This window comes from Streptomyces sp. A5-4 (assembly GCF_051131715.1).
Taxonomy (GTDB): Bacteria; Actinomycetota; Actinomycetes; order Streptomycetales; family Streptomycetaceae; genus Streptomyces.
The window spans coordinates 23,705-46,473 of sequence record NZ_CP178591.1 but is presented as its reverse complement, the minus strand read 5'-3'; the positions used below and the strand labels follow the sequence as shown (position 1 = coordinate 46,473).

21 protein-coding genes and 4 pseudogenes are annotated in these 22,769 nt (G+C 68.1%); 18 read left to right on the top strand and 7 right to left on the bottom strand.

Annotated elements, in window-relative coordinates:
- Nucleotides 1-54: 54 nt before the first annotated feature.
- Nucleotides 55-513, bottom strand: coding sequence for a winged helix-turn-helix transcriptional regulator (locus tag ACLLJJ_RS00220; RefSeq protein WP_434587148.1), 459 nt, complete (start codon nucleotides 511-513; stop codon nucleotides 55-57).
- 87 nt (nucleotides 514-600) lie between these two features.
- Here ACLLJJ_RS00220 and ACLLJJ_RS00215 point away from each other — a divergent pair, with 87 nt between their 5' ends.
- The 6 genes and pseudogenes from ACLLJJ_RS00215 (at nucleotide 601) to ACLLJJ_RS00190 (ending at nucleotide 6,492) form a co-directional block, all read left to right on the top strand.
- Complete coding sequence (locus ACLLJJ_RS00215; protein WP_434587146.1) at nucleotides 601-1,860, top strand: MFS transporter; 1,260 nt, start codon at nucleotides 601-603, stop codon at nucleotides 1,858-1,860.
- Between the two features lie 509 nt (nucleotides 1,861-2,369).
- Nucleotides 2,370-3,077, top strand: a pseudogene (locus ACLLJJ_RS00210) (DUF5753 domain-containing protein).
- A gap of 97 nt (nucleotides 3,078-3,174) precedes the next feature.
- A complete protein-coding gene (locus tag ACLLJJ_RS00205) occupies nucleotides 3,175-3,357 on the top strand; it encodes a hypothetical protein (protein ID WP_434587144.1) in 183 nt (60 codons plus the stop codon).
- 44 nt (nucleotides 3,358-3,401) lie between these two features.
- A complete protein-coding gene (locus ACLLJJ_RS00200; protein WP_434587142.1) occupies nucleotides 3,402-3,797 on the top strand; it encodes a DUF6415 family natural product biosynthesis protein in 396 nt (131 codons plus the stop codon).
- A 367-nt stretch (nucleotides 3,798-4,164) separates the two neighbouring features.
- Complete coding sequence (locus ACLLJJ_RS00195; RefSeq protein WP_434587140.1) at nucleotides 4,165-4,776, top strand: hypothetical protein; 612 nt, start codon at nucleotides 4,165-4,167, stop codon at nucleotides 4,774-4,776.
- Between the two features lie 789 nt (nucleotides 4,777-5,565).
- Entirely contained in the window at nucleotides 5,566-6,492 is a 927-nt protein-coding gene (locus tag ACLLJJ_RS00190; RefSeq protein WP_434587138.1) for a hypothetical protein, read from the top strand.
- 285 nt (nucleotides 6,493-6,777) lie between these two features.
- Here ACLLJJ_RS00190 and ACLLJJ_RS00185 read toward each other — a convergent pair whose 3' ends face one another.
- Nucleotides 6,778-7,143, bottom strand: coding sequence for a hypothetical protein (locus ACLLJJ_RS00185; RefSeq protein WP_434587136.1), 366 nt, complete (start codon nucleotides 7,141-7,143; stop codon nucleotides 6,778-6,780).
- Between the two features lie 570 nt (nucleotides 7,144-7,713).
- Between ACLLJJ_RS00185 and ACLLJJ_RS00180 the strand changes: the two genes are divergently transcribed.
- On the top strand, nucleotides 7,714-8,337 hold the full coding sequence (locus ACLLJJ_RS00180) for a hypothetical protein (protein WP_434587134.1): 624 nt from the start codon (nucleotides 7,714-7,716) through the stop codon (nucleotides 8,335-8,337).
- Nucleotides 8,338-8,631: 294 nt separating this feature from the next.
- Here the strand turns inward: ACLLJJ_RS00180 and ACLLJJ_RS00175 are convergent, their stop codons facing one another.
- A complete protein-coding gene (locus ACLLJJ_RS00175; protein WP_434587132.1) occupies nucleotides 8,632-9,114 on the bottom strand; it encodes a hypothetical protein in 483 nt (160 codons plus the stop codon).
- A 210-nt stretch (nucleotides 9,115-9,324) separates the two neighbouring features.
- Between ACLLJJ_RS00175 and ACLLJJ_RS00170 the strand changes: the two genes are divergently transcribed.
- Together ACLLJJ_RS00170 and ACLLJJ_RS00165 are read left to right on the top strand one after the other, a co-directional pair.
- On the top strand, nucleotides 9,325-10,785 hold the full coding sequence (locus ACLLJJ_RS00170) for an NF041680 family putative transposase (protein ID WP_434587130.1): 1,461 nt from the start codon (nucleotides 9,325-9,327) through the stop codon (nucleotides 10,783-10,785).
- A 145-nt stretch (nucleotides 10,786-10,930) separates the two neighbouring features.
- Nucleotides 10,931-11,683 (top strand): SDR family NAD(P)-dependent oxidoreductase, encoded by a 753-nt coding sequence (locus ACLLJJ_RS00165; protein ID WP_434587128.1) that lies wholly within the window; start codon nucleotides 10,931-10,933, stop codon nucleotides 11,681-11,683.
- A 53-nt stretch (nucleotides 11,684-11,736) separates the two neighbouring features.
- On the opposite strand, the pseudogene ACLLJJ_RS00160 reads toward ACLLJJ_RS00165, so the two are convergent.
- Nucleotides 11,737-12,315, bottom strand: a pseudogene (locus ACLLJJ_RS00160) (transposase); the annotation flags it as partial.
- A 260-nt stretch (nucleotides 12,316-12,575) separates the two neighbouring features.
- On the opposite strand from ACLLJJ_RS00160, the gene ACLLJJ_RS00155 reads away from it, so the two are divergent.
- The 5 genes and pseudogenes from ACLLJJ_RS00155 (at nucleotide 12,576) to ACLLJJ_RS00135 (ending at nucleotide 15,367) form a co-directional block, all read left to right on the top strand.
- Complete coding sequence (locus ACLLJJ_RS00155) at nucleotides 12,576-13,229, top strand: class I SAM-dependent methyltransferase (protein WP_434587126.1); 654 nt, start codon at nucleotides 12,576-12,578, stop codon at nucleotides 13,227-13,229.
- A gap of 400 nt (nucleotides 13,230-13,629) precedes the next feature.
- A pseudogene (locus ACLLJJ_RS00150) lies at nucleotides 13,630-14,195 on the top strand (telomere-associated protein Tap); the annotation flags it as partial.
- Nucleotides 14,164-14,529: a group II intron maturase-specific domain-containing protein gene (locus tag ACLLJJ_RS00145; RefSeq protein WP_434587124.1), complete on the top strand. Its 366-nt coding sequence runs from the start codon at nucleotides 14,164-14,166 to the stop codon at nucleotides 14,527-14,529. The pseudogene ACLLJJ_RS00150 and the gene ACLLJJ_RS00145, both read left to right, overlap by 32 nt.
- 275 nt (nucleotides 14,530-14,804) lie before the next feature.
- Entirely contained in the window at nucleotides 14,805-15,110 is a 306-nt protein-coding gene (locus ACLLJJ_RS00140; RefSeq protein ID WP_434600250.1) for a DUF6247 family protein, read from the top strand.
- Nucleotides 15,107-15,367, top strand: coding sequence for a hypothetical protein (locus ACLLJJ_RS00135; RefSeq protein ID WP_434587122.1), 261 nt, complete (start codon nucleotides 15,107-15,109; stop codon nucleotides 15,365-15,367). The genes ACLLJJ_RS00140 and ACLLJJ_RS00135 overlap by 4 nt, the downstream gene beginning before the upstream one ends.
- Here the strand turns inward: ACLLJJ_RS00135 and ACLLJJ_RS00130 are convergent.
- Complete coding sequence (locus ACLLJJ_RS00130) at nucleotides 15,307-15,702, bottom strand: hypothetical protein (protein ID WP_434587120.1); 396 nt, start codon at nucleotides 15,700-15,702, stop codon at nucleotides 15,307-15,309. The genes ACLLJJ_RS00135 and ACLLJJ_RS00130 overlap by 61 nt on opposite strands.
- 1,303 nt (nucleotides 15,703-17,005) lie before the next feature.
- Here ACLLJJ_RS00130 and ACLLJJ_RS00125 point away from each other — a divergent pair.
- Nucleotides 17,006-18,069, top strand: a protein-coding gene (locus ACLLJJ_RS00125) for an IS630 family transposase (protein ID WP_434587118.1) whose coding sequence is annotated in 2 segments (ribosomal slippage) — nucleotides 17,006-17,453 and nucleotides 17,453-18,069 — 1,065 coding nt in all. Because the reading frame shifts where the segments join, the coding sequence is not laid out codon by codon here.
- A 696-nt stretch (nucleotides 18,070-18,765) separates the two neighbouring features.
- Here the strand turns inward: ACLLJJ_RS00125 and ACLLJJ_RS00120 are convergent.
- On the bottom strand, nucleotides 18,766-19,041 hold the full coding sequence (locus tag ACLLJJ_RS00120) for a chaplin (RefSeq protein ID WP_434587116.1): 276 nt from the start codon (nucleotides 19,039-19,041) through the stop codon (nucleotides 18,766-18,768).
- Between the two features lie 162 nt (nucleotides 19,042-19,203).
- Nucleotides 19,204-19,620 carry an ATP-binding protein gene (locus ACLLJJ_RS00115; protein ID WP_434587114.1) on the bottom strand — a complete coding sequence of 139 codons (417 nt, stop codon included), beginning with the start codon at nucleotides 19,618-19,620 and terminating at the stop codon, nucleotides 19,204-19,206.
- A gap of 1,176 nt (nucleotides 19,621-20,796) precedes the next feature.
- Here ACLLJJ_RS00115 and ACLLJJ_RS00110 point away from each other — a divergent pair.
- From ACLLJJ_RS00110 to ACLLJJ_RS00100, 3 genes and pseudogenes are all read left to right on the top strand, one after another.
- Nucleotides 20,797-21,135, top strand: a complete 339-nt coding sequence (locus ACLLJJ_RS00110; protein ID WP_434587112.1) for a MerR family transcriptional regulator — start codon at nucleotides 20,797-20,799, stop codon at nucleotides 21,133-21,135.
- A 539-nt stretch (nucleotides 21,136-21,674) separates the two neighbouring features.
- The gene (locus ACLLJJ_RS00105) at nucleotides 21,675-22,151 is read left to right on the top strand and encodes a hypothetical protein (RefSeq protein ID WP_434587110.1); all 477 of its coding nucleotides are present in this window, start codon (nucleotides 21,675-21,677) and stop codon (nucleotides 22,149-22,151) included.
- 188 nt (nucleotides 22,152-22,339) lie between these two features.
- Nucleotides 22,340-22,751 (top strand): annotated as a pseudogene (locus ACLLJJ_RS00100) (DUF6415 family natural product biosynthesis protein).
- Nucleotides 22,752-22,769 lie beyond the last annotated feature (18 nt).

Here is a 22,769-nt window from a genome sequence, read left to right as displayed (position 1 = left end):
CAATAGCGCGCCGGGGGAGGCGGGGCGGTGTGAGGTCCGAAGGCGCCGGGGCGTCTAGCGGGCTTTTTCCACGTGCGTGGTGTCGGTGCCCAGAGGGGTGCCGTCGGCGCCGGTCGGCGCGATTTCCGGCACCGGGGTGCCGTGCTGGTCGACGAGCGTGGAGTGAATCTCGCCGGGGTCGAAGGCATGTCTTTCTCCCCACTGCCGCAAGGTGAGGATGACGGGGAACAGGGCGCGGCCGGCGTCGGTGAGCACGTACTCCTGTCGACGGCCCGAGGGCGCGGTGCGCTGGCTGAGCAGCCCATGGGCAGTCAGCTTGCGCAGGCGGTCGGTGAGGATGTTGCGGGCGATGCCGGTCCGGCGCTGGAACTCGGTGAACGAGCGTGCCCCGTCCATCGCGTCGCGGACGACGAGAAGGCTCCACCTGTCGCCGACGAGGTCGAGGGTGCGGGCGACGGGACACTCGGGATCGGTCCAGTCGAGGTTCGGGGCCTGTGCGGTGGTGCGTGTCATAACACCTCCCAATGAGTTGCGGATTGAAACCATCATGCCGTACGGTCGAATCAGTTGCAATTGGCTACCGATTGGGGTTGGGGCGCAATGAACATATGGCGGCGGTTACTGCTCGCCGTGGTATGCGGTGTCGCTGTGGCGAGCATCTATGCCGCGCAGCCGGTTCTGGAGCCGATGGGGCGTGATCTAGGAGTCCCGGCAGAACTCACCGGGTGGATCGTCGCAACCGGCCAGTTCGGCTACCTGGCCGGTTTGCTCCTGCTGGTGCCGCTCGGCGATGTGGTCGACAGACGTCGACTCATCGCCGCGCATCTGGCGATCACCGCAGTGGCCATGATCCTGACGGCCTCGGCGTCAGTCGCATGGGTGGCGTTCGCCGGGCTCGCGGCGGCCGGGGTGTTCGCGGTAGTGGTGCAGACCACGGTGGCCTACGCCGCCTCGATCTCGCCGCCCGCCGAACGCGGACGCAACATAGGGGTGGTCACCTCGGGCGTGGTGGTCGGCATCCTGGGCGCGCGGGTCGTCACCGGCGCACTCGCCGATGTGTGGGGCTGGCGGAGCGTCTATGTCGTGCTCGCGGTGCTGTCACTGGGGCTCGCGGCCCTGGTCCTGGCGGTACTTCCGTCAGAGGAACGCTCCCGCTCCACCGCGAGCTACAAGCAGGTCGTCGGCTCACTCGGCGGACTGTTCAAACAGCGCTCCTTCCTGACGCGCGGGCTCATCGCGTTCTTCCTGTTCGCCTCGTTCGGAACCCTGTGGAGCGGACTGTCCCTGCCGCTGGCAGGTACACCGTGGCAACTGAGCGAGAGCCAGATCGGACTGTTCGGCGTCGTCGGACTCGCCGGAGCACTCGGCGCGGCGCGCGCCGGACGATGGGCGGACGAAGGACGGGCGGCACCGGTCACCGGTTTCGCGCTCACCCTTCTCATCCTGTCGTGGGCAGCGATCGCGCAGCTGCCGTGGTCGCTGTGGTTCCTCATCATCGGGATCGTGCTTCTCGACTTCGCGGTCCAGGCCGTGCACGTGAGCAACCAGCACGTGCTCACCGCCGTGCATCCGGACCGGGTCAGCAGCGTCCTGGGCGGCTACATGGTCTTCTACTCGCTCGGCTCCGCCCTCGGCGCAGCCGCGACCACCGCCGTCTTCACCACCCACGGCTGGGCGGGCTCCAGTCTCCTCGGGGCCGGTTTCGCGGCCTGTGCGCTGGCCGTCTGGGCGATTGACAGGCGAGTACCCCGCACGAGCGCGGACCTCCCCGCCGGGGAAGCGGGTACGCATCAGCCGCGAGAGGGAACACCAGGCGCAGCGCAGCCCGACCAAGTGATGGACAGCCCCAAGGTCGGCTGAGCACTCCCTGGCCTCTCCAGCGCGGGCCCGGTTCGGCCGACCGTCAGGTGTCACGCCTTTTCTCGGCCGCCCCAACCAAGTGGTACGTACTCAGTGGGCTCCGGCCCGGTCCCCGGTGGAACCCCCGCTGCCGGGGACCGGACCGGAGCCCACTGCGCAACTCCCGGCCTGCGAACAGCGCCGCGGAAGACACTCCTCGTACCCGGCTCGCGGCGACCCCCCGCCGCCCAGCACGGCGGATCCACCCGCATTTGGGAACGGCTCCTCGCCCAAGCCCCCTGCGAATGGTGCCATCCGCCGTCGGCCGCGGCTTCGATGGGGAAGTGCCCGCGGGCGCGGACGGCCTTGCGTATCCGCGCATTGACGGACACGCTGCCCCGCCGCCGGGCCTCCACCCTCGCCCTGCCGGGCAACGATTTCTGACTCATCGACGACCAGGTCGTGCGGTGGAACATCTTCTCCGGTGACGGCGAGCCCGGTGCGGCTGGCACCCCGCGAAGACCACCCGGATCCAAAAGGGCGGGCCCTGCCCTCGGACGCGGACATCCGCACCTGGTGCGCGGCGTGCGGCGCCGACGACCAGGCCGACGACCTTATCGCCACCGCTCGTGCCGTCGACTCGATGTGTATGGAGTGGCGCCGCCTGCACCAGGGTGGCATGCGCCAGGTCCAGCAGGACCGGTACGACCTGCACGAGCAGACCCGCGTCTGCCGCGTCTACCTCTCCAACGTCCCGCCGGGATTCCTCCAGACTCCAGGGTTCGCGACCGCCCTCATGAACCAGATCACCCGCTTCCAGGGCACCCCCGACGACGTCGCCGAAGCGGTCGCCGCCCGGGTCGCACGCTCCCGGTTCCTTTACGAGGGCAGGGCACCGCTACGTCGTCCTCATGGAGGAATCCGTCCTGCGCTTCCGCACCGCCGACCCCGAAGCCATGCGCGGCCAGCTGCGCCCCCTGCTGACTGTGATGCCGCTGGCGTCCCTCTCTCTGGGGATCATCCCGTTCACCGCGCAGCGCACCGTGTGGCCGTTGGAGGCGTTCTATGTCCACGACGACAACACGGCCGTGGTGGAGACGCTGGCGGCGGAGATCAAGGTGACGCAGCCGCGCGAGATCGCCGACTACATGAAGGCGTTCACCGGCCTCGCGGAGATGGCCGTGTACGGCGACGCGGCCCGCGCGCTCATCCGGTCCGCGATCGACGCCCTGGAGTGAACCCTCCGCAATTACCCGCAACCTTGTTGAGGACCGTCCCCAACGCTGCGTAGCGTCGAAGTCACCGACGGACCACCAGCCGGAGAGGCGGGGCTCCATGCGTACACACCCGGACAGCACCGCCCCGGCCCCGGAGGGCCGCGGCCTCCAGTCGCCTGTCTACGGCGTTCCCTCCCCGGCCCTGCTGGCCCGCGCGGACCGGGGCCTTGCCCGGTTCCTCGGTCAGCACGGCGAGGACCAGGACGACGGGGCCGACGGCGGCGAGGACACCCAGCGGTGACCGCCGGCCACCCGCGCGAAGACGCCCCAGCAGTCAGGCCCGCCATGCACACCAGCACGCACACCGTCCTGTACGACCCCGACGGGCTGATCGAGGCGGAGCTCCCGCTCGACCGCGAACCGTACGAGTGCCTCGTCAAGGCCGTCCTCGCCTGGTCCGGCGAGGGCACGGTCACGACCCGCGACTACGAACAGATCGCCCTCCAGCTCACCGGCCACGCCCGCGCCATCGCCGCCGACGTCCGACGCCGTGCGAACCAGCTGCCCAAGGACAGCGGGCCCAAGGCACTCGCCGACGTCGTCCTGCGCGAAGCGGAAGGCCGGCTGTCCAAGGCGATCGAGGGCACCGTGCACTGCGCCCAGAACCGAGCCCGCCTCGTCCGCGCGCTCTACGCACGCCTGGACCGCCTAGGAGCTGCGCCCGCCACCCAGGCCGTCTGACCTCCCGGCGCGGGGGGCGAGCCGCCGCCGGGTCAGCGAGCGGAGCCCTTAGCGGCGCGCGCAGGAACCGGCCCAGCCTCCGACCTCGCTGGAGGCTCACCCCCTTCCCCTTGCTGCTGTCACGTCATGACCGCTGCCACGGTGTTCTTTAACGCGACCGCGCGAAGGTGTGTTCTTCGGCAGCGGGCGGCACACCGCGGAGATGGGGCGTCGGGTGCAGGATTAGGGATTTAAGGCCGTAGTTTGATGATTCAGTCTATTTAAAGACATTTGATCATTCTTTGGGGTGCGTAGGGTGTCGCGCTTCCCTAGCGTGAGGGCTGTCGGTCGGGGAATCTCTCCGTCCGCACAACCGAAGGACAGTCTTATGCGCTCTGTGCGCGCGACAGCCACGGCCCGGACCTTCCTGATTACCGCGGTGGCCGTAGCCGGCCTGACCGTCGCTCCCTTCCTCGCTTCCGCGCAGCCCGGTGCGGGCGGTGCCCGGGCTCTGAGCGCCGCAGGGGCTCCGGGAGCCAACGGCGCCAACGGTGTGGGGACCTCTGGTGGTCTCGGCGGTCTCGGCGGCACCGGTGGTGCCGCGGGTGCCAACGGCAACGGGGGCAACGGAGGCGCTGGTGGCAACGCCACCGGCCTCGGGAGCGTCGGCGGGGGCGGGGGCACGGGCGGTGCGGGCGGTGCCGAGGGCGACGGCGGGGCCGGAGGGCTGGGCGGTGACGCCGCGCTCGGTGGTACCGGCGGCAAGGGCGGTGTGGGTGGTGCGGGTAATGCCGGGGCCGGTATCGCCGGCGGTAAGGGCGGTAACGGCGGCGCCTCCAAGCTCGCGGCCGGCCGCACGGGCGGCGCGGGCGGCGCCGGGGGCGCGGCCAGTCCGGTGTGTCCGGGCAAGCCCGGTGGCAACGGCACTGCCGCCACGAAGACCGCGGACGGCACCACCGGTGCCACCGGAGCCGCCGGCAAGACCACTCTCCCCTGCTGAACCCTTGCGGTGAGCGGTTCCCCGCGGCAGGACAGCAAGCAGGACAACCGCCCGGCCGAGATTCCTTGAATTCCACAGGCCGGGCGCTTGTCCGTACCGGGCCGGACGCCGCAGACACAGAACAGAGGGAGGGCCCCGACAGAACACGGTTCGTGGACTGGTGCTTGTGGGGTGCCGATGATCCGACTCGGTATCTCCATCGCGATTTCGTACGAGATGCAGAGGCCTTTGATTTTCCGCTGACCACGGGTGGCCGAAAATGTCGAAAATCTTGGCATTCGGCCATCTCGGCTCAAGCAAGGAGAAGGCGAGCAATCGGCGCGGTGTGCCGCCGCTGCGCAGCCCGTCTGCCCCGGCGCTGCGCCGGCGCGCTCATCGGGCCTTGTGCGCCGGGTGGCCTGGAGTGACTTCCGGCTGCCGCAATCTGACAGAACCCCCAGCTCGGCGGCTGTAGGTCACAAAATGTGGGACATGGTGGCCGCTCATCGGCGCTTGGCGGTCAAACCAACGACCCTAAGGGAAACATTTTGTTCGGGGGAGTTCTCCTCCCGCAGATGCAGTGCCGCCCCCTCGGGTAAATATTGATGAAGATTGCACTCCTCCTACCATTACAAATATCGGGACATGCGTGTCCCATGTAACTGCGCGGAATTTCACGGACTGCCTTGGCGAACGCCGTGCATGCGGCACGGAAAAGTGTTCGAGGGGAATTATTCTTTTCTCGGTGCCGTGTCAACCTGGTTTCGCGCTTCGGATCGGCCCTCGCTTCACCTGAGCCAGAGGAACCCTGTGAACAGGAAACAGACCACCGCTCTCCTCGCCCTCCCGACCCTCTTCGCCGGGGCCGCACTTTTCCTCGGTGCTCCTGCCGGCGCGTCGGCCCTGGCCTGCACCGCGGGCACCGCGGGCGTCGCGGGTGCCAACGGCACCGCTGCCCACCCTGCCGGGTTTCCCGGGACCGCGGGCGGTCCCGCGACCGGGACTGGGGACTGTGCCGGCGGTGCGGGCGGTCCGGGCGGTAGTGGTGTGCTGGGCGGGGCCGGTGGTGCGGGCGGCAACGGCGGGCTCGGGCTGGGCGGCGGCTCCGGTGGGGCGGGTGCCATCGGCGGCAAGGCCGGCCCCAATGGTGCGGCGGGTGGCAACGGTGGCACGGGTGCCGCTGGCGGCCTCGATGGTGCGGGCGGTGCGGGCGGTGCGGGCGGTGCGGGTACCAAGGGCGGTGCGGGCGGCGCCGGTGGTTCCGGTGGTAACTCCGGCGCCAACGCCGGAGCGGGCGGGGCGGGCGGCCTCGGTGGCGCCGGGGGATCCACCGGCGGCGCGGGCGGTAACGCCGGTAACGGCGGCATCGGCCACGGTGGCGGCGCGGGTGGTAACGGCGGCGCCGGCGGCATCAACAGCTCCGGTAACGGCGGCAAGGGCGGAAAGGCCGGAAACGGCGGCAACGGCAGCACCGGCGGTGCCTTCCCGGGCGGCGCCGCGGGCATCGGCGGGGCCGGGGGCCTGAGCTCCGGAGGCATCCTCAACTCCGGCGGCAACGGTGGCAACGGTGGCAACGGCGGTGCCAAGTCAGGCGCCAGTGCCGATGGTGCCTGCGGTATCGGTGGCGCCGGCGGCAACGCCACCGGGGGCCTGCTCTTCCAGGGCGGCACCGGCGGCATCGGCGGGACCTTCGGCGGGGGCAGCCCCTGCGCGAACGGAGCCGACGGAACACCGTGACCTGCCATAGCCGGGTGCCCCACGACATCGCGCCGCAAGGACACCTGGTCCACTCACACTCAAGGGCGTGACGACCGCACCCTGCTTCCCGCCATGAGAGCCGGTTCACCGGCTCTCATGGCGGGCGTGTACCCGGGCTGGCATCCGCGGCAAAGCAAACCGTTGCCGGCTGCGGGAACGGATGAGTGTGGGGAGCCACCCCGCAGCGCATCCGAGCGCACGCGGCGGGGCCAATCTCATACGGAGCGTCGCGTGATGCGCTGCGGGGTGGCTCCTGGGGGAGCGTCAGCGTGTGGGGAGCGGCGGGACAGGAGCGGGCACTACGCAGCCGGCTGCGGCGGCTGCGGTTTTGAGGGCGGCGGCGGCCGCGTCGTTGGCCGTCTTCTGGGCCTTGAGGGCTTCCGCTGCCGTGGCTTGGGCTGCGGCTGGGTTGGCGGCGATGACCAGGGCGGCGGCCATGCTGGCCGCCGCAGCGACGTTGGCGGCCGCGAGGGCTGCGGCCTTGGTGGCCGCGTCCTGGAGCAGACCCACGCAGGCTGCGGCATCGGGGGGAACGGGGTCGGCGGCGGCCGGCGGCGCGGTCAACAACCCGCCGCTGACTACCAGGACCGAAGCGGCCAGGGACGTAGCGACTGAACGACGAAGCTTCATGCGATGAACTCCTCACACATAAGGGGACGTACCCACACCGGGCAGAACCAGAGCCGGATCGGAGCCTTGTTGGGTGGGCCCACCACCACGCGGCAGGCGATGGCTACTTGCCCTACGGCAGGCCACGGTCGGCCCCACCAGAGCCGACCACACGCGCACCCCTTCCGCACGCTCACGCAGGCCGAATGAGATTCGGCCATATGACGAGGACTCAAAAGACGAACATCCTGCGCACGTTCGGCCGGCCGGCCCCGGCTCTGGGCAAGTTTCCGCTTTCCTGGGTCGCAGATGCGGCCGCACGACGAGGCATCGGTCGAGATCCCCCGGCAGCCCCCCTTGCAGAGCAGGGGCCAGATTCGAGCTGGCTACCGCTTGGCCGTAGCGGAGCGTGCTCAGTCGGCTAGACGGCGAACTTCTCGGAGCGGGCAATTAAAGCCAGAATCTATTGAATCTCTCTATTTCCAGACATTTAATCATCTGGTGCTGCGCGGGTGGGGCCATCGCCGCCTACGTTGATGGGTGTGCCGGCCGGGGAGTATCTCCGGGCGCACAAACCGAAAGGCGTACCTCATGCGCATCCTGCGCACCAACGCTCTTGCCCGGACCTTTCTGATCAGCGCGATCGCCGTGGCCGGCCTCGCCGCCCCCACCCTGGCTTCCGCGGCGGCCCACCCCGACGCGAGCAGTTCCCGGACCTCCATCAGCTTGGGCGCCCTTGGCGTCCCCGGTGGTAACGGCGCCAACGGTGTGGGGAGCAACGGCGGCCTCGGCGGCCTGGGCGGTACCGGTGGAGCGGCCGGTGCGAACGGCAACGGTGGTATCGGTGGCGGCGGTGGCAACGGCGACGGCATCGGAAGCACCGGCGGAGCCGGTGGTGCGGGCGGCGCGGGCGGGGCCAACGGCGACGGCGGCGCGGGCGGCGCGGGGGGTGCTGCCAACCAGGGCGGCACCGGCGGCAAGGGCGGTGTGGGCGGCGTAGGTGACGCCGGTACCGGCATCACCGGCGGCCAGGGTGGCCAGGGCGGTGCCTCCACGGCCGGCGGCACCCACAAGGGCGGCACCGGTGGCGCTGGCGGCGCGGCAAGCCCGGTGTGTCCCGGCCAGCCCGGCGGCGACGGCACCGCCGCCACGCTGACCGCGGACGGCATCACCGGTTCCACCGGCGCTGCCGGACACGCCACCCTCCCCTGCTGAACAGTGCACGGGGCGTAGCAGGCCTCAGCTTGAGATTTAACCCAGCGAATTCGAACACCTCTGACCGGCGGTTTCAGGCGTGATCAACGCACCCGAGACAGGTTCGAATCGGGCGAAAATGCCCGTCTGACCCGGCGGCAGGTTCTGTTCGATCGGCGAGGTTAAATCTCAAGCTCAGCTTGTTCTTTATCTTCCGCGCCCCGTCGCAACGGTCGTTGCCTCTTCTCTCGGGACTTGTGGAGTTCGCTGCCAGACTAGGTGTCGTCGCTCGCGGTGAGCATGGGACGGACTGCATCAACCGGCGTTGTCGTCTATCGGCTTCCGTGCTCCGGCAATCCGGGCCAGGTGCCGGTAGAGGGGCGACGCTGTCCCAGCGACGAAGAGCGCGAACAGGGTGAACGGCAGCAACCCGAGGGGCCGGAGCAGGTAGTCCGGGTGTTGTGAGATCTGCGGCCAGTTGACGTAGTAGTTGGCGGACACGTCCACGGTCATGACCGCGCACGCCACAATCACGGCGAATGGCCGAAGTCGTGCCAGCAGAACGGCCGCCAGAGGGTCGAGCAGGACCAGAGCGACGAAGTAGACCCGGATGGGAGCTGGTGCAGGAGAGGCATAGCTGTTGTGACCACCACTTGCCAGATCCACGAGGTGCATGGCGGTTCCCCAGAGGAAACAGATGAGGTACACCGTCACAACGAACAGCACCCGTCGCGGCAGGCGACTCGGTCGCCCTTCCCCGTCCTGGGCAAGCGGACCTGTCGATGCCTGCTGCTTCATGCCGCCCCCAGTTGGTTGGCGGCACCCTACTTCACCTGTCTCAGCGCCCTTCGGGAAAACCTGCCAGCCCGGCATGTCCACCACACATCGGACGAGACGGGCCGTTCCAGCTTCGAACGGCATCTCGAACTGGACCGCTCACCTGGGTATTCGCCGGACGTGGGGGCGGCCTTCGTCTGATCATGTGATCCGACCAAGGTGCACGTGACCATGACGAAGGCCGTGAGGGTGAGTCTGCTGGCTGATGCTGTCCGGAGGGAAGCGTTCGCAGAAGCGTCACGCTTCCGGGGTGAGTTCTACGAGTGTCTGACCGCCCGGCGCGACGCGTTGTTCGAGCTGGTGGACGCGGTGCTGTGTGCGGACGGTGCGGTGAAGTCCCCGGTGGACTTGACGTTGTTGCCCGAGCACCGTCGTGGGCACGGAGCGATGTACGGCGGCCTGAACCACGGCCGGATCGACACCGAACGGCTGCGGGCCGCGCTGGCCGGACTGCCGCTGCCGCGCTTCGACGGCGGGCGCCTGGTCCTAGCGGTCGATGTGTCACCGTGGCTCCGCTCGGACGCGCCGTGCTCGGCGGACCGTCTGTTCTGCCACGTCTACGGCCGCGCGAAGACGGCCTCGCAGTTCATTCCGGGCTGGCCCTACTCCTTCGTCGCCGTGCTGGAGCCGGGCGCCACGTCATGGACCGCGATCCTGGACGCAGTCCGGCTCGGACCAGCGGACGACGCGACAGCAATCACCGCCGCCCAGCTCCGAGGAGTGGTCGAGCAGCTCATCACCGCAGGCCAGTGGCGGGCCGGGGACCCGGCCATCGTGATCGTGAGTGATGCCGGCTACGACGTCACACGCCTGGCCTGGGCCCTGCGCGATCTGCCGGTCGAGCTGGTCGGCCGAGTCCGCTCCGACCGCGTGATGCGCCTGCCGAAACCACCGAGAATGCACGGCGTCAACGGTCGGCCGCCCAAGCACGGCCCGGAATTCCGCTTCACCAAGCCGGAGACCTGGCCCGAGCCCGCGATCACCACAGTCACGCACACCACCAACTACGGCAAGGCCGAAACCCAGGCCTGGGACCGGGTCCATCCCAGGCTCACCCACCGTTCCTCCTGGCTCGACCATGATGGCGAACTACCTTTGGTAGAGGGAACGTTGATGCGCTTGAAGGTCGAGCATCTATCGAAGGAACGGGATGCTCCGCCGGTGTGGTTATGGTCCTCCAAGACCGACGCCACCCCCGACGACGTGGACCGCTTCTGGCAGGTGTTTCTCCGCCGCTTCGACTTGGAGCACACCTTCCGCTTCGCGAAACAAACCCTCGGCTGGACCACGCCGAAACTCCGCACTCCCGAGGCCGCTGACCGCTGGACCTGGCTCCTGATCGTCGCTCACACCCAGCTCCGGCTCGCTCGCCCCCTCGCCGCGGACCTCCGCCGGCCCTGGGAGAAACCCGCCATCTCCGACCGGCTCACCCCGGCCCGGGTCCGCCGGGGGTTCAGGAACATCCGCGCTCACCTCGCCTGCCCGGCCCGTGTTCCCAAACCCCGAGGCGTCGGCCCCGGTCGGCCACCCGGCGCGAAGAACAAACACCGGGCACCCCGCTACGACGTCGGCAAGACCGTCAAACGCCCCGAGACCCTCAAGGCCATCGGCAAGCCTGGAAGATCTTGGTAGATAAAGACCAAGCTCAGTGCCTGTTTCAGAACCCCAAACGCCGCAAATCGCCTGGATGGGACGTCCCGACGTTGAGACCAGTCTCTGGTGGCAACGGGTATGCGAGGATCCGGTGGTGGACAACTTCGCTAACCCTCTCGCTGGCATGAACACCTTGGTGATCGGGGGAGGAGGCCAAGGTATCGGGCACGCGATCTCGCGGGCATTCGCTGTGGCTGGTGCTGCTGTAGCCATCGCGGACATCGATCCGGAGCGAGCGCGTGATGCGGTTCATGAGTTGACAAAGGCCGGTGCACGCGCCATTCCGCTGGTCGGTGATGTCCGTTCCCGGCAGGATGTCGATGGGTTCGTTGCCCACGCCGCCGCCGAGTTCGGCACGCTCGACACCCTCGTGACCGTTGTCGGAGGGCAGGTTGCATTTGTGCCTGCCGTGCGGCTGCACGAGATGAGTGACGACGACTGGGACCTGGTCTACGAGATGAACCTGCGGTATGTGGCGCGCGCAGCCCGTGCTGCCATCCGTACGTTCCTGGCCCAGGGGAACGGGGGATCCATAGTCAGCGTCGGCTCGATCACCGGAGCGATGGGCGCACCCATGCAGGCAGGCTACGGTGCCGCCAAAGCCGGACTCGGGAGCCTCGCTAAGACCGTCGCCGCAGAATATGCTGGCGACGGCATTCGTATGAACGTCGTTGCGTGCGGAGCGATCGCGACGTCGGTGGCGAACTCCGCGGAGGACGCCGAGGGAGCGGCTGAGATTCCGATGGGCCGGTTCGGCGTCCCCGGCGACGCAGCTGCTGCGGCCGTCTACCTGGCCTCGCCACTCTCGTCTTATGTGACGGGCCAAAGTCTCGTAGTCGATGGAGGCGTCACGATACGGGGCCCGTTCCCGAATTAGGTGTGCGCCGAGTTGAGATCACCGGTTTGGCTGTCCCGGTCGGGCCGAAACGAACGCGTTGAAAACGTCTGCCAGCAGCGGTCCACATCGTCGGAGGCGACGCCGGTCTTCGAGGACCATAACCACACGGGCGGAGCATCACGTTCCTTGGAGAGGTGCTCGACTTTGAGGCGGACCAAGGTGCCTTCGACGATGGGGAGTTCACCGTCGTGCTCCAGCCAGGCCGAGCGGTGGGTAAGCCGCGGGTGGACCCGGTCCCAGGCCTGAGCCTGCGCCTTGCCGTAGTTCATCGTGTCGGTGGCCGTGGTGAGTGCCGGTTCGGGCCAGGTCTCGGGTTGGGCGAAGCGGAACTCCGGCCCGTGCTTGGGCGGATGTCCGCCCTTGGGGCTGTAGAGGGGTGGCGGCTTCGGCAGCCGCATCACGCGGTCGCCGCGGATCCGGCCGACCAGCTCGACCGGGAGATCGCGCAGGACCCAGGCAAGGCGGGTGACGTCGTAGCCGGCGTCCATGACGATCGTGATGTCCGGGTCTCCGGCCGTCCACTGGCCGGCCGTGATCAGCCGCTCCGCCACGGCGCGGAGCTGGGCGGCGGTGACCGCGGTCGCATCGTCGGTGGGCCCGAGCCGGACCATGTGGCTTTGTAGGTGTTCGTTGACTCCGCCTGTAGGCGGGTTCTGACTCCACGCGGCGGCCGGAGGGCCTCGTTTGGTAGGTGAGAAGTGACTCCACTTCGGGCGGCACCGCCCGAAGGCGGAGGCCCCGTTCGTGGGTTCTGCGGAGCCCGGTCTTGGGGACCAACGGGAGAGTGGAAATCGATCATGGATAGCTGAGGGTCCGGTTGCAGGTGGCATGGCAGGGGGGTGTTGTCAGTGGCGCCTGAAAGGATCAGGGGATGACGAACATCGCTGCCATTGCCGGGTACTGGGACGCCGCTGCTGAGCGCTTCGACGAGGAGCCGGACCACGGACTGCGGGACCTGGAGACCCGCGACGCGTGGGCGAACCTCCTGAATTCCTGGCTGCCGTCCCGGCTGGCGGATGTGCTGGACGTCGGCTGCGGGACCGGGTCGCTGTCCCTGCTGGCGGCTGGGGCCGGACACTGCGTCACCGGCGTGGACCTCTCCCCGCGGATGGTCGAGCGCGCCCGGGCGAAGCTGACGGCCGCCGGACTGGCGGGGCGTTTCCTCGTGGGCGACGCCGCCGCCCCGCCCACCGGCGATCAGCGGTTCGACGTCCTCATCTCCCGCCATCTGATGTGGACCCTGCCCGATCCGCACACCGCACTCGCCGACTGGATCAGCCGCGTCCGCCCCGGCGGCACTCTGATCCTGGTTGAGGGCCGGTGGGGCGAGGCCACACAGAGCGCAACGCCGTACGTCGCGGGTGCCGGAACACTGCCCTGGGCAGGCGGCATCGGCGCCACCGATCTCGCCGTCGCGGTGCGCCCTCTCGTCACCGACCTGCGCGTCGAACCCCTCGACGCCCAGACGGCCCTGTGGGGCCGTACGGTGAACGACGAGCGCTACGCCGTGATCGCCACGGTCTGACCGTCGGCGGTCGTCACCGCAGCTGACGACCCGGCGACCAGTATCGATCTCATCGATTCTGGCTGTTCCGTTGGTTCCCAGGGCTGGGGCCGGGGCCGTAGAGAGTGGTTGGTCTGCGGTCGGGGATCAACTGACGGTCTTCTGTGCTGCGGCCTGTTGCGCGGCGCGTCCAGGTCGTCCCGCAGGATCTGGTCGATCGTCGCCTTGAACGGATCCAGGCGCGAGGCCCGGGCCGGAAGCTGCTTCCACGGCGCCGGCCACACCGACTCCAACGCCATCGAAACCGTCCGGCGACCCACCCCGTACTTCGCCGATAAAGCCCTGCTGGACAGCCCTTCGACCCGAGCGTCATGGCGTATCGACGCGTACAACTCGACCTTCGAAACGGGCACTTGGGCCCGGCAAGGACGCCGACCCGCTGATCGTGCTCACCGCGTCGGCCGCCGTGAAGCTGGGGCTCCCCGAGCGCCTGGAGGACCGCAGGGGCCTGCGCCTGGAAGAGGACCACCCGGTCGTCAAGCAGGTCCTCAAGGCGAAATGGCAGCTCACCCAGCGCGGTTTCGGCCCGTGGGCCCGCATCTACCGCAAGGCCACCGGCGCCCAGCGCCAGTGCGTGCAGCTCGCGATCCTGCCCTGGGACGCCCTCGACACCCGCTCCTGGCCCGGCGTGGCCGACATGGACCCGGCCGACATCGCCCAGGTCCTCGGCACCTACGCCCAGCGAGTCAGCACCCCACGCGGCAGCACCGCCGTGTCCGGCCTGGAGCTGATGACCGCGCTGCGACCGCCGACCCGCCCGGTGCGCGATGAGGAGACCGGCAACTGGGTGAGCGGCCACAACCCCGGCTCACGGTCGGCCTGTCGGCCCCGGATCACTTCGTCACCCCGAAGTTCAACCCGAAGATCCCCGGCTCGTGGCTGGTCGACCTCTCCCATGTGGAGATCGACCCGCGCCTGCCTTCGCCGTTACGTCTACACCTATCCGTCGAAGAAGGCGTTGGCCTCGATCACGGACAAGGTGCGGGCGGCTACCAACAAGAGAGGTCAGCGAACCCTCGCCGACCTGCTTCGTCAGCTCAACTCGATGATGCTGGGATGGTGTAACTACTTCCGGTTCGGGTCGTCCACAGCCACGTTCCACTACCTTGACGCCTTCACCTGGCGTCGGGTCACCTTGTGGCTGAGGAAACAGCATCCCGGGATCGACTGGAGGACTCTGCGACGCCGCTATCTGACCGGCGAGCCCGGTTGGCGGCCCGAAGAGGACGGGGGATCACGCTGTTCGTCCCCCAGCGGGTGAAGGTCACCCGGTATCGATGGCGGGGCTACAGCATTCCGACACCGTGGACGAGAACCGCGACGGTCTGAGCCGCGCGGTCCCAAGGGAGTCTGTGGAGCGCCGGATGCGCTGAGAGGTGCATGTCCGGTGCGGAGGGCGGGCTGGGGAAACGGGCTGGTCACAAGGCCAGTACCGCGCCCCGGTCCGACCCCTACTTCTCCGCCGGTCACCGCATGTCCGCTTCCACGGCCACCCGGCGCGCGTACCGTGAGGTGACGACCCGCCGGGAGGACCAGATGAGCGCGCAGCCCGACCACGCACCCCTCACGCCGAACGCCCCCGCACCCGGGGCGCCGGCCGAACTCCTCGCCCAGCTGCGCGCCGACCAGCGCGCCGCACAGTGGGTGCCGGCCTTCGAGCAGCAGTGGGCGACCGCCCTCGAGGAATCCCGCCGCACCTTCTCCCTCGGCGGGCTGTACGAGGTCGTCCAGGAGTGGCAGGGCCTCATCGCCTCCGCCCCGGCGGTCGACGCGTTCGTCGCCTCCGGCTACGACGACAGCGACTTCATCGACATGGCGGAGCTCCGGGGCAGGCGCCGGTGACCGGACAGCCGTACGCGGTCCGCTTCTCCGCCCCGGCCGCCAAGGTCCTCGACGCCCTGCCCGAGCACGCGGAAGACACCGTGTGGGACGTCCTGGACGCCGCCGCGGCCGACCCCTGGGGGCTCCGGCAGTTCAACACCGACGACCCCGAGGGCGAGGACATCCGCCACGCCTCCGTCGGCCAGCTCTCCCTCACCTACTGGGTGAACCGGCCCCTGCGCCGCTTGTCCGTCCTCACCATCACCTGGCTCGGATAGCCACCCAGTGACAACGGCCCGGCCCCGGCATCGCACCTGTCGGGGCGCAGCCGGCTGGCGGCGATGGCCGGCGAGGCCAGTGGTGTGGAGAGAATCCCGAGGAGTGCGTTCAGGCCCTTGACCTTGTTGTAGCCGTATCCGGCGCCCTGTTTCGCATAGCCGTAGGTCCGCCGAATCGTGTCGTCCAGGTCGACGTAGGCGACCGTCTCCACCCTCAGGAGCAGCGGGGTGTGCGCGGCCAGCGCGGGCAGGAAACGGCGGGCGACGGCGGCCAGTTGCCTCACGTGCCCGTGGGTGAACGTGCGCAGGAAGCTGCCCAGCGGCATCGAGGACATGGACCGGCTGCGGCACGGCGCGATGGACCGCCCCTTCGGCGGGATGCGGGCACCCTCCACCAGTTATCACGCACCAATTCGCAAGTCAGATCTGATGGATTTGAGATTTGAGGTATCTTTGAGCTTCGGAATCGGGGTGGTGAAGCATTGCCCGAAATTGTTCAGAACGTCGTGAATATTCCCTGCGATTATTTGGCTGCCGTTGTAGCGCCGGAGTTCCGGTCAAGGTATCTTTTTCTTGTCGGCGAGCTCAGCTGCTCACGCGAGGTGATTCGAGGGTCGCCTCGAGCGATCGTGCACAGCCATTCATGGATCAAAAATCCTGCAGGGAGATTAAGTTTCCCGTCGAACAGCTGTGGACGTTACGACCTTCAAAAGTAGAAATTTGCGGAGCGACGCTCCGCAACAGCTGTAAGAGTTTGCCATGCGGATACATTCGCCATTGAATCAACTCGGGGGTTTTCTATGTCCAAGAAATGGATTGCCAGAGCGGCAGCGGTCCTGACCGTTCCCGCCTTTGTGGTAGGCGCCAGTAGTCCAGCTTTTGCCACGGACCAGTCTGTCACAGTGACCGTTTTCGGAAATCTCTCCGGCGGGTTGCACTTCTACGACGACGGAGATGACTGGCGTCTTAGCGATTACCGTGCCGACGGCAAGGGCGTGCGGGCGTTTATACAGGTAAGAGCCACTGATAAGTGGTACGACTGGGACGGAGGCTCCTGGTACAACGGCAAGGGTGCAGGCACCAGTGTCTACAAAACGGATGGAGATCTTCTCAGTATCAATAATTACAGGGCGCGGGTATGCACGATGGGTAGCGCGGCAGATACAGTACCGGATACGTGCTCTGCCTGGATGTACGTTTCGGAGTAATAGCCGAATCCAAGGTACGGTGCCCTGCCTCGATACTGGGTAGAATTCCAGGAGTCGGTGCAACACTGCGGTTGGTTGATCAGACCGCAAGCAGATTGGACAGGCGCTCGGCTGGGGTTTCCCGGCCGAGCGTCTTGTGTTGGCTGCTGATGAGTTAGGCGGCGACCGCGTCGAGGTCAGCGCGGGGTATGACCGGCGAGGTCGGTCGACTGCGCGGGGGCGCCCAACGCGCACACCTCTTTCGGACCTTGGGCCTGCCATGATCCTTACGTTGTTCGGTTCGATGCAGTCCAGGGACTGGAGTTCGCGGATCGTCGATGTCGACTGCGATCTCGAATCCTGAGGTCGAACTAAAGGTATCTGAACTTGATTGGGTGATGTCGGGGCCATTCGCCTGACAGCGACCCGGCGGCTTCGGTAGTCCTGGGTTGTGAGGTACGCGCAGGGCGGCGGGTTGACCGACGCTGAGAGGGCCGTGCGGGAGCGGATCCGGCTGTTGGCCGTGGAACGCTTCGAGGGCGGGGAGAAGAACCGGGAGATCGCGGGCGCGCTACGGGTGTCCGAGCGGTCGGTGGAACGCTGGCGCCGGCTGTGGCGTGAGGGCGGTGGGTCCGGGGTCCTGTCGAAGGGCTCGCCGGGACGGCCGAGGCTGAGTGACAGGCAAATCGCCAGGCTGGAGGGCGAGTTGGAGCGCGGGCCGCTGGCGCATGGCTGGGATGACCAGCGATGGACACTGGCTCGGGTGAAAACGCTGATCGGCCGCCTGTTCCACGTCACCTACACCGTGGAGGGGACATGGCGGCTGCTCAAACGCCACGGCTGGTCCTGGCAGCAGCCGGCCCGCCGGGCGATCGAGCGTGACGACGCGGCCGTCGAGTTGTGGAAGAAGGAGGTCTGGCCGCGGGTAAAAGCGCCGCGGCGGCTCGCGGGGCCTGGATCGTCTTCGAGGACGAGGCCGGGCAATCGATGAGACCGCCGCGCGCCAGGACATGGGGCCGGGTGGGCCAGACCCCCGAGGTCCGCGTCCGTGGCCGGGGCTCCGGCCGAGTCTCCATGGCCGGTATGACCTGCTACAGGCAGGGCAAGCGGTCCCGGATGTTCTACAGCTTCCACGTCTACCGCGGCCGCAAGAACGAGAAGAAGGGCTTCGCCTGGGAGGACTTCCGCGACCTGATAGTCCGGGCACACATCCAGCTCGGCGGGCCGATCGTCCTGGTCTGGGACAACCTGCGCGCTCACCTCATGCCGCAGATGAGGGCGTTCATCGAAGCGAACGAGGACTGGCTGACCGTCTTCCAGCTCCCCTCATACGCTCCCGACCTCAACCCCCAGGAGGGCGTCTGGTCGCTGGTCAAACGGACCATCGGCAACCTCGCCGCCGCGAACCTCGACCAACTGGCCCGAGCCGTGAAGCGAAGCCTCAAGCAGATCCAGTACCGACCGCACCTGGTCGACGGATGCCTCGCCGGCACCGGCCTGATCATGGAAAACTGATGCCGATCAGGCCGACATCACGAGTTCAAGTTCAGTCGTTACTGAAGGACGGCTTGCGCTGGGAATGGCAGTCCAGGGCCGTGGCGTAGCAGGCCTCAGTGCCTGGCACTGACCCGCGCCACCTTCCGCCCGGGCCGCGAACCCTGAGCGAGCTGTACAACACGCCCCGCACCGGGCGCGGTGCGGGGCCCCGCGCACCTGCGGATCCCTGCCGCTGACTGCGATGTGTCGGCCGGCCCTGCACCGCCGCTGGCGGGCCGGGCCCGTGGGGGGAAGGGGCGCGGAGCCGCCCTTTTTGAGTCGCGTCTTGGCGGTTGTGACCTGCGCGATGACCGGTGGGCCGGGGTGGCTGGGCGGATCGCCGGTCGGGTCACGCTCGCGACGCCGTATTCACCCGGTGGGCGGTTCCGGTGTTCAGAGCCGGGTGCCTTGAAGGGCGCGGCGGTCGCCGGTGAGGGTGTAGCGGCGTACGGCAAAGATGGTTTCTACGTCGCAGCCGACGTCGTCCGCGTACCTGGCGAGGATTCTATGGAAGAGCCCCCGCACAACTGCTCGACCACACGAAGCGCTACCGCTGTGTCTGACGCTGCGTCTGGCGGGCCAGGATCGGGCCCCGCCAAGGATTCGTTCGCCCGTGGACGCGACTGCGGCCTCCCCCGGGCGTGAGGGGGAGGCCGCAGGGTTCGGGGGTGAGGATCAGCCGCCGTAGCCGCCGTGGTGGTTCTCGTGGCTCGAGCTGTTCACGCAGGTGTTGCCGAACGCGGGGTTGAGCAGGCCGATCACGTTCACGGTGTTGCCGCAGATGTTGACCGGGATGTGGATGGGCACCTGGACGAGGTTGCCTGAAAGGACACCGGGAGAGTGTGCGGCGACACCCTGGGCTCCGGCGTCAGCGGCTGCCATGCCGGCTCCGCCGGCCATGATGGCAGCAGTGCCGGCGATGGCGGTGGCTGCCTTGGCGATACGCGACATCAGTTCTCCTTGCGAGATGAAAGGTCGGTCGCAGGACGTGCGGCCTGCGCGTCCCTTCAACGCGGGAACAAGCAAGGGGTAACGGATCGACGCCGAAGTCATCGCGCCGCGGGTTTCCGGGACTGGGCTGCCTGCGGTTGCGCGAGGTGGGTCCGGTTGCTGTCAGCGGGGGAGTTGGGCGTGGATGGTTTTGCCGTAGCCGGGGCCGGGGGTGATGGTCAGGCGCTCTGTTAGGCGGCGGATCATGTGCCAGCCGAATCCGCCGCTGCCGCCGCCCAGGTCGGGGGTGCGCTCGCGGGGGTGTGCCGGGCTGGGGTCGCTGACTGCGGCGGTCATTGTGCCGGGGTCGGTGGAGAGTTTCAGGGTGTAGTGGCCGCCGCCGTGGCGCAGGGCGTTGGTGACGAGTTCGGAGACGACTAGGACGAGAGTGTCCGCCGTGTCCGGGCCGGGCGCCGGGGTGAGGCGGTCGGTGAAGGCGCGGGCGGCCTGGCGGGCCCGACTGATGCCGGCCGGACTGTCGCCCCGGACCACGGTCGGTACGGGGGGCGTCGAGGTAAGGCTGATCGTCGTGCTGTTCATACGCGTACACCCCACCTGTGATCGGTTGCGCCGCTTGTGCCGTGACACCCCACCTGCCCGATCCGACGCCCCCTCACACCTCCGGATGGGGGGTGCGCCGTTGCAGTTTTCACGCGTCGCGGACCGCAGGACTTCACTGTCAGTCCTCACAGGAAACCTGTCACGGCGGAAGTAGACATCCGCGCGTCGCTGTGGTTATTGTTTTCCCCGTAGCCAAGAGAGACCGCAGGGCCTGGCAGGGAGAACTGCCGGGCAAGCAGTACCGCAGTACACGTAGTTGCAGTGCGCAGGACGGTGCGGTGGTGGAGTTTCGAAGCCAGAGCGGTTGCAGGACGGTGACGGGACTGGCGACCGGACCGGGTGGCCCGCAGTGATCAGGGGCCTCCGTGAGCAGTACGGCAGTACCCAGGTGCAGTCGGCAGTACCAGTGGTCCCTCGGTAAATGGCGTCAGGCTGCGGCGCGCGTACCGGGAAGTTCGGCAGTGGGGTTCCAAGCCAGAGCAGATGCAGGACGGGCGACGGGGCTGGCTGCCGGAGAGTGGCGCTCGAACAGGTCACGAGCAGTTCGCATTACCAGCAGTACAGAGTGCGCAGTACCTCGGTGAAAGTTGCCGGGAGGTTCGGCAGTGGGGTTCCAAGCCAGAGCAGATGCAGGACGGGCGACGGGGCTGGCTGCCGGAGAGTGGCGCTCGAACAGGTCACGAGCAGTTCGCATTACCAGCAGTACAGAGTGCGCAGTACCTCGGTGAAAGTTGCCGGGAGGTTCGGCAGTGGGGTTCCAAGCCAGAGCAGACGCAGGACGGGCGACGGGGCTGGCTGCCGAAGAGCGGTGCTGTGACAGGCCGCGGAGCAGTTCGCAGGATCGTAGTACCAGCAAGAGCAGTACCAGTAGTTGTATGTGAGTTGATCCCTGAGGGAAGAACGGAGGGATTGAGCGCCATCGTGATCGCCCGGGTGAAAGTTTTGGGCCCGGGTACCGCAGGACATCGTTCGTGAGGTGGTCTCCGGTCAAGCAACCGCGATCCCCGCAACCACCGGACCTCTTCCTGGTAGGTATGCGGAAACACAGAGTCGGCGTAGTCAGTGAAGGCCGGCTGATGGTGTAGCAGTTCCTTCGGGGCCCGGGTGCCATTGGCACCCGGGCCCCTCCAACGCGTGTTCCACAGGAAGGTACAGATGACAGCAGACGACTCCTTCGGCCGTCTCGATGACGACGACTATCCCGCTTACACCATGGGACGGGCCGCCGACATGCTCGGCACCACGCCCGCCTTCCTGCGTGCTATCGGCGAAGCCCGTGTCATCACGCCATTGCGCTCCCCGGGCGGACACCGCCGTTACTCCCGCTATCAGCTGAAGATCGCGGGTCGTGTCCGTGAGCTCGTCGACCGGGGGGCCACGGTGGAAGCGGCCTGCCGCATCGTCATTCTTGAGGACCAGCTCGGTGAAGCCATGCGTATCAACGGAGAACTCCGCGGCTCGCCCTCCACGTCACGGCCCCGGGCTGACGCCTGACAGGCCAGTCCCCGGCCCATCGGACCCCCACAGGTCCGGGTTTTCGGTCCCGCTCGCACGTGCGAGGCCGCCTTGACCGTTTCCGCCCCCCCCGAGGTGAATGGATCACTCGACCGACATCGGTGGGTGGATCAGCACCCCGCCCACGGTGGGGACACAGCGCGTGCCCCGGGCAGGCCCTCGACCGCCCCGTGGCGGGCCGCGTCGGTCATGGCACGGCAGCAGCGAACGGCTCGGTGTACTACCAGGCCGGGGTGGACCTGGCCGGGGAAGCGCCGGCCGGACCGATCGGCCGTAGACCGGGCCGCCAAGGGGGCTCGGATTCCGCTGCCCATGGATCCCGCTCCCAAGGTCCGTGGCTGGGCCCGCGTTCTGCAGCCCGAAGCCGTGCATACCTAGAAGTTTGGCGAGCTTCGCGTCGCTGGTGGCACTCGCAGCCTCGCTGATCAGGTGTGCGTAGGCCCTGCGATTTCCTATTCATCGTTTCGCAACTCCCTTAACCTGGGCACCACTTGACGTGTCTCACCCAAGGAGGAGCTTTGAAGCGACTGAGCGGGTACCCCACCTCGACTACCCCGTTCAACGGCATCATGCCGAACAAGGACTCCCGGGTCACTGCCACGAGTCGCTCAGGGCCCGGTTGGAGCTGGATGGCGGTGTTCAGCCCATGGTCGGGCTCGGGTCCTTCCGCCAGGTTCCGGTGGGAGGTGTTTCCCGAGCCCCAGGGCGCCCGCACTGATCTTCAGCAGCTCCTTGATGAAGGCGATGTCGCCCCGCGAAACGGCAATGCTGCCAAGGCCCTGCGGAATAGCGGTGTTAGCGACGGCCAACAGCTGATTCTGGTCTGCGACGACTGGGCGTTCGTGGTGTACAGCGTCGGGCCGGGCGAGAGCGGGGCACTGGCGGGCACCCGGTTCTACAACGAGTGGGTGGCCATGATGCAGGAGAACCCAAGCACGAGGCTGAACATTCAAGGCGAGGTCATGGATGGCCAGCCGATGCTCATGTGGCCGTGACTGGGCCGTGGTGAGCCAGGTTTCGGGGCGCCTTCGGGACGCGTGGCTGACGAGGAGTCTGTGTCCTGTGGCAGAACCTCGGCGCCTTGCTGGCGTCGGCAGTTCGGGCAGGCCGCCGACGGCGGCGAGGACACCCAGCGGTGACCGCCGGCCACCCGCGCGATGACGCCCCAGCAGTCAGGCCCGCCATGCACACCAGCACCCACACCGTCCTGTACGACCCCGACGGGCTGATCGAGGCGGAGCTCCCGCTCGATCGCGAACCGTACGAGTGCCTCGTCAAGGCCGTCCTCGCCTGGTCCGGCGAGGGCACGGTCACGACCCGCGACTACGAGCAGATCGCCCTCCAGCTCACCGGCCACGCCCGCGCCATCGCCGCCGACGTCCGACGCCGTGCGAACCAGCTGCCCAAGGACAGCGGGCCCAAGGCACTCGCCGACGTCGTCCTGCGCGAAGCGGAAGGCCGGCTGTCCAAGGCGATCGAGGGCACCGTGCACTGCGTCCAGAACCGCGCCCGCCTGGGTCCGTGCCCTCTACGAGCGGCTGGACCGGCTGGAGGCCGCGCCCGCCCTGGAGAGTGGAGCACCGACCGTCGGCTGACCCGCGCTCCGTATCTGC

What these genes read in the sequence shown, in the direction of transcription:
- ACLLJJ_RS00220 (WP_434587148.1), bottom strand. Translation starts at nt 513, where the DNA reads ATGACACGCACCACCGCACAGGCCCCGAACCTCGACTGGACCGATCCC.
- ACLLJJ_RS00215 (WP_434587146.1), top strand. Translation starts at nt 601, where the DNA reads ATGAACATATGGCGGCGGTTACTGCTCGCCGTGGTATGCGGTGTCGCT.
- ACLLJJ_RS00205 (WP_434587144.1), top strand. Translation starts at nt 3,175, where the DNA reads ATGCGTACACACCCGGACAGCACCGCCCCGGCCCCGGAGGGCCGCGGC.
- ACLLJJ_RS00200 (WP_434587142.1), top strand. Translation starts at nt 3,402, where the DNA reads ATGCACACCAGCACGCACACCGTCCTGTACGACCCCGACGGGCTGATC.
- ACLLJJ_RS00195 (WP_434587140.1), top strand. Translation starts at nt 4,165, where the DNA reads ATGCGCTCTGTGCGCGCGACAGCCACGGCCCGGACCTTCCTGATTACC.
- ACLLJJ_RS00185 (WP_434587136.1), bottom strand. Translation starts at nt 7,143, where the DNA reads ATGAAGCTTCGTCGTTCAGTCGCTACGTCCCTGGCCGCTTCGGTCCTG.
- ACLLJJ_RS00180 (WP_434587134.1), top strand. Translation starts at nt 7,714, where the DNA reads ATGCGCATCCTGCGCACCAACGCTCTTGCCCGGACCTTTCTGATCAGC.
- ACLLJJ_RS00175 (WP_434587132.1), bottom strand. Translation starts at nt 9,114, where the DNA reads ATGAAGCAGCAGGCATCGACAGGTCCGCTTGCCCAGGACGGGGAAGGG.
- ACLLJJ_RS00170 (WP_434587130.1), top strand. Translation starts at nt 9,325, where the DNA reads ATGACGAAGGCCGTGAGGGTGAGTCTGCTGGCTGATGCTGTCCGGAGG.
- ACLLJJ_RS00165 (WP_434587128.1), top strand. Translation starts at nt 10,931, where the DNA reads ATGAACACCTTGGTGATCGGGGGAGGAGGCCAAGGTATCGGGCACGCG.
- ACLLJJ_RS00155 (WP_434587126.1), top strand. Translation starts at nt 12,576, where the DNA reads ATGACGAACATCGCTGCCATTGCCGGGTACTGGGACGCCGCTGCTGAG.
- ACLLJJ_RS00145 (WP_434587124.1), top strand. Translation starts at nt 14,164, where the DNA reads ATGTGGAGATCGACCCGCGCCTGCCTTCGCCGTTACGTCTACACCTAT.
- ACLLJJ_RS00140 (WP_434600250.1), top strand. Translation starts at nt 14,805, where the DNA reads ATGAGCGCGCAGCCCGACCACGCACCCCTCACGCCGAACGCCCCCGCA.
- ACLLJJ_RS00130 (WP_434587120.1), bottom strand. Translation starts at nt 15,702, where the DNA reads ATGTCCTCGATGCCGCTGGGCAGCTTCCTGCGCACGTTCACCCACGGG.
- ACLLJJ_RS00120 (WP_434587116.1), bottom strand. Translation starts at nt 19,041, where the DNA reads ATGTCGCGTATCGCCAAGGCAGCCACCGCCATCGCCGGCACTGCTGCC.
- ACLLJJ_RS00115 (WP_434587114.1), bottom strand. Translation starts at nt 19,620, where the DNA reads ATGAACAGCACGACGATCAGCCTTACCTCGACGCCCCCCGTACCGACC.
- ACLLJJ_RS00110 (WP_434587112.1), top strand. Translation starts at nt 20,797, where the DNA reads ATGACAGCAGACGACTCCTTCGGCCGTCTCGATGACGACGACTATCCC.